Genomic DNA, 4,101 nt, shown 5'->3' with positions numbered 1-4,101 from the left:
GGCTAGCACGAGCCGGGGAAAGACGAGTCGAGCCGGCGGATACAGCCTGGGGCTCGTACGTCGAAATGGTCGGCTTTCGCCGGGAAGAACGCGGCCGTGGAACTGGACCGAGCCTCTGCCCGAACCGCGGCCGTTGGTGGTGCATCCGGTGTGTGGCGGAAGGACAGACCTGCTGTGCTTGGCGGGTTGCGAGGTCGTCACGGCACGATGGATGCCGTAAAAGCAACGCGCCGGGGAGCGCGCCCTGCGGCGCGGGCCCCGGCTACGTGGTGCGCCGTGGTGTCAGGCGGGGACGATGTTCTCGGCCTGCGGGCCCTTCTGGCCCTGCGTGACGTCGAAGGCCACCTTCTGGCCCTCGCGCAGCTCGCGGTAGCCGCCGTTGGCGACGATGTTGGAGTAGTGGGCGAAGACGTCGGCGCCGCCGCCGTCCTGCTCGATGAAGCCGAAGCCCTTTTCCGCGTTGAACCACTTCACGGTGCCGGAAGCCATGTTGCTCTCCTTTGATGGGTGTAAAGCCGGAATCCGCGTCGGACGGATTCCGCGTCGCCGCGATAGGACCACACACCCGGAAATGACCGGAGAACAAAAAATGCACCTGAGGCTACATACCGTCAGGTGCACACAAGTCTTTATGGGTACCACAACTGCAACTGATCTCAATCTAGCACACGTGCCGTCGTGCTGTGCATGCCCCCCGGCCAACGTCGGCCTCATCCGCGCGCCATCACCGCCTTGACCTGCAAGTCCCGGTTCAACCGCGCTGTTGCCCGCACCGCGCCGGCCAAGGCAACGGCCTCATCTGGTCCGGCACCTCACCTCGACAACACAAGGTTCCACCGGCTCCGTCACAGTTCCCAGCGGCAGACTGACCGACGGCTGGAAACTGCGCCGGAGAACGCGTGCCATCGCCGCCGGCATCAACGGCGCCTGGACAAACTGGAACGCCCTCACCGTCGGCATCCGGTCCGGAACGGCCGTAAACAGGGCCGCCGCGCCCGATGACGACCCCTACGACAGAATCAAGGACGAATGGGAGTGCGGGGAGCACCAGGAACCACTTCTCCTGGTGCACCACATATGACGGCGTCCTCGTCCGGGAAAAGGACGCCGCCGGGAAGAGAGTAATCACCGACGAAGTCTCCTTCGCCACCACAATGATCGGACGGATTTTCAGGGCCCCCTTCCGGGCGAGGTCGGCCCGGCCGTCCTGCTCGGACACGTGGACGCGCGTTCGGACCAGCTGTCTTCGCCCGCCTGTGAGAGCTCCGCCCCAGGGCCTGATCACCATCACGCATTCGGACGGCACTCACGAGAAGTTTCTCGTCCAGCGAGTCGAGAAGGTCGCCAAGACCTCGTTCCCGACGGCCGAGGTCTACGGCGCGACCGGGTATGCGGAGTTGCGCATCATCACCTGCGGCCGGGGCATTGGACCATCAGGCCCGCAGCTATGCCGACAATGTGATCGTGTACGCGAGCCTTCAGCAGACCGGCATTTGAGTGCCGCAGTGAGCGACGACAGATGGGCTCCCCCGGTTCGGGCGGCCCTCGCTGACCGCATGTCCTCGGGCTGTCACACCTTGTGTCGGGGATTCACGATGGGCGTAGGATCGCGGACTCGCCGCCGACGGGCGGACGGGCTCTCGCTGCTTTTCTGAGGACGCAGCCTCGGTGGCGCCGCGCCCTGCCGAGAGCTACATCCGCCCAGGTCATGCTCTGCGAGGGCTTTCGCGTCAATATACGCGAGCTCCGATCACCCGGCAGACGGAAGCGCGTACCGCAGGATGACCCGCTGTGCTGCCTCCGACTCGGCGACAGATGCGCTGACGCCGAGGACGGCTCGAACGACGTCTGCCCAGGGGCGACCGAGGCGTATCAGCGCTGCCGTATGGACCGGGGTACGACACCTGGATGTCAGGCAGCGTGACCGACTGCCATGTCCGGGGAGGCGATCCGAAGACCTGCTTCGGCGGAGGGCTCATTCATCTCGAATGCATCCTGGAACCGGAAAGGTCGAAGGATGCGCGAAACTGCACGCGGACATGAACGACTGCATTCTTCACCCGAAGCGGGCTGGATGTGACGATAAGCCCGATCGAGACCTGCATCAAGAACCCCAAGCACAATTACGAGGAGCACTGCTACCAGAGCTACTCCCCCACGCAGGTATGGATGAAGAAGGTACTGCGGGACAAGAAGCAGGGCTCGGTCAACGGTGTCTGTGGGGCCATTGACGTGGTCAGCGGTTCCGCCGTCGATAAGATTCTGGGCCCCGCCCCGACCACTTACAGATAGCGCGAGGAATGACGAATCAACGTGCTGCACGCGGTGGGCCGTGGTCAGGTCCTGGCCTGATCCTGCTGGCAGGCGTGCTGCTGGTCGCGCTGGCCTGGGTGGTGGCCGACGGGCGTGAGAGCACCAGAATCGCCACCGCCAGGGACCTGGCCCTGCAAGGGGTGAGGCTGCGTGATGTCGATGACCTGGCCGCGCGGCTCGTGGGCGCGGCCGCGGTCGAGCTGCACGCCGATGCCGGTACGCGGGCCGCGCTGACCGGCACGTTGCTCGCCGGGCGTCAGGGCAATCTGCCGGGCGCGAGCGACGTGCGGGACCTCGCGCTGTCGGCCGACGGGCGGATCGCGCTGTCGGCGGACGCGCACGAGCGCGTCGTCCGGTGGGAGCTGGTGCCTCAGGGTCTTCCCGGGCGCGGCCTGCTGGTGACCGCGTCGAGCACGTTGCAGGATCGCCTGGACGCCTCCGCGGTGGCGCTCACCGCTGATGGCCGCACCGGCCTGATCGGTGGTCGCGACGGTTCGGTGCGCATGTGGGAGATGAGCAGTCATTCCCGCTCGCGCACGGTCGTAGCGGGTGATGGCGTGCGGCCGGTGAGCGCGGTGGCGCTGTCACAGGACGGCGGGAGGGCCGTGGCGGGCTTCTACGGCGGCGGGGTCGTCTTCTGGGACGCGGCCGGCGGGCAGATCCGGCGGCCGTCGGCGGTGCACGCGTCGGCGGTGTCGTCGGCGGGGTTGAGCGCTGATGGGCGCAGGGCGTTGACGGTCAGCGAGGACAAGGCTGTGGTGTGGGACCTGGCCGATCCGGCGCGTCCGGTTCAGGCGGGGGTGCTGACCCGGCCGGGTGGGCCGTGGGGTGCGGGTGCGCTGAGCGCCGATGGGCGTACGGCAGTGACGGGGAATCAGGTGTGGGACGTGGGCGATCCGGCCAGGCCGCGGCGGCTGGCGACGTTGCCGGGGGTGCGGAGCCTGATCATCGGCGTGGCGTTGACGTCCGACGGGAGTGGCGCCGTGACGGGCGAGGACGGCGGCAGGGTCGGCTGGTGGGGGTTGCGTGACCGGCTGCGTCCGGTGCTGCTGGCCGATCTGCCTGGGCCGCCGGGCCCGGTGGGCGCGGTCGGGTTGAGCGCCGACGGCGGGGTGGCCATGAGCGCGGCGGCCGGGTGGGGGGTGATGTCCTGGCAGGTCGGCGGGATCAGCGGTGATCCGCTGCGTGACGTCTGCGCCGACTCGGCCGTGCGTGCTCTCCGGGTGACTCCGGCGACGTGGGCGAAGATCGCCGGTGGCGTGGGCTGGCCGGATGGACTGGGCGATCCAGACCCCCACAACCCATGTCCTGCGCTCTGATCATGAGGAAACACCGAAAGTGCGAGCAGTCAGGGCGTGCTGGATGGGAGCGTAGGAGCTCTGTTTCCTGAGGGGTGTCTCCCGTGGGGACGGCTGTGGAATGCCGCCACAGCGCTCGGCGTGATCGTGACGATGATGGCCTGTGGTGACGGCACAATCTCCCCAAGAGCGCCTTCGCCGAGTCTTTCCGGCCGTACGTGCCACAGCGTCGTGGGGGCCGATCCGGCCATTACCGTTCACCGGGGGCCTTTCTTCTTCAACCTGATGCCGTTGACGGCCAGGCTGGAGCGGGCGGAGGGCGAGCCGTGCCTGCTCGCGCGGCGGCAGCACTGCGGTCACCCTCGGTGGGGGGGGGGGGGGGCCCCCCCCCCCCCCCCCCGCCCCCGGGCCCGGAGGCGCCCGCGGGCCCGCCCCCCCCCCCCCCGGGTTTAGTCGCGGGGGGGGGTCTGGCCCGCGGGGCCCGCCGCCG

2 protein-coding genes are annotated in these 4,101 nt (G+C 68.5%); one reads left to right on the top strand and one right to left on the bottom strand.

Features of this window, described 5'->3' with window-relative positions; genetic code table 11:
* Window positions 1–282: 282 nt before the first annotated feature.
* Complete coding sequence (locus tag ABT158_RS50950; protein WP_020545593.1) at window positions 283–489, bottom strand: cold-shock protein; 207 nt, start codon at window positions 487–489, stop codon at window positions 283–285.
* Window positions 490–2,366: 1,877 nt separating this feature from the next.
* On the opposite strand from ABT158_RS50950, the gene ABT158_RS50945 reads away from it, so the two are divergent.
* Entirely contained in the window at window positions 2,367–3,632 is a 1,266-nt protein-coding gene (locus ABT158_RS50945) for a WD40 repeat domain-containing protein (protein ID WP_352366692.1), read from the top strand.
* Window positions 3,633–4,101 lie beyond the last annotated feature (469 nt).

Source organism: Nonomuraea sp. NPDC001636 (assembly GCF_040298265.1).
Lineage (GTDB): Bacteria > Actinomycetota > Actinomycetes > Streptosporangiales > Streptosporangiaceae > Nonomuraea.
The sequence above is the reverse complement of the archived record's forward strand: the minus strand, read 5'-3'. Positions and strand labels throughout refer to the sequence as shown.

What these genes read in the sequence shown, in the direction of transcription:
- ABT158_RS50950 (WP_020545593.1), bottom strand. Translation starts at nt 489, where the DNA reads ATGGCTTCCGGCACCGTGAAGTGGTTCAACGCGGAAAAGGGCTTCGGC.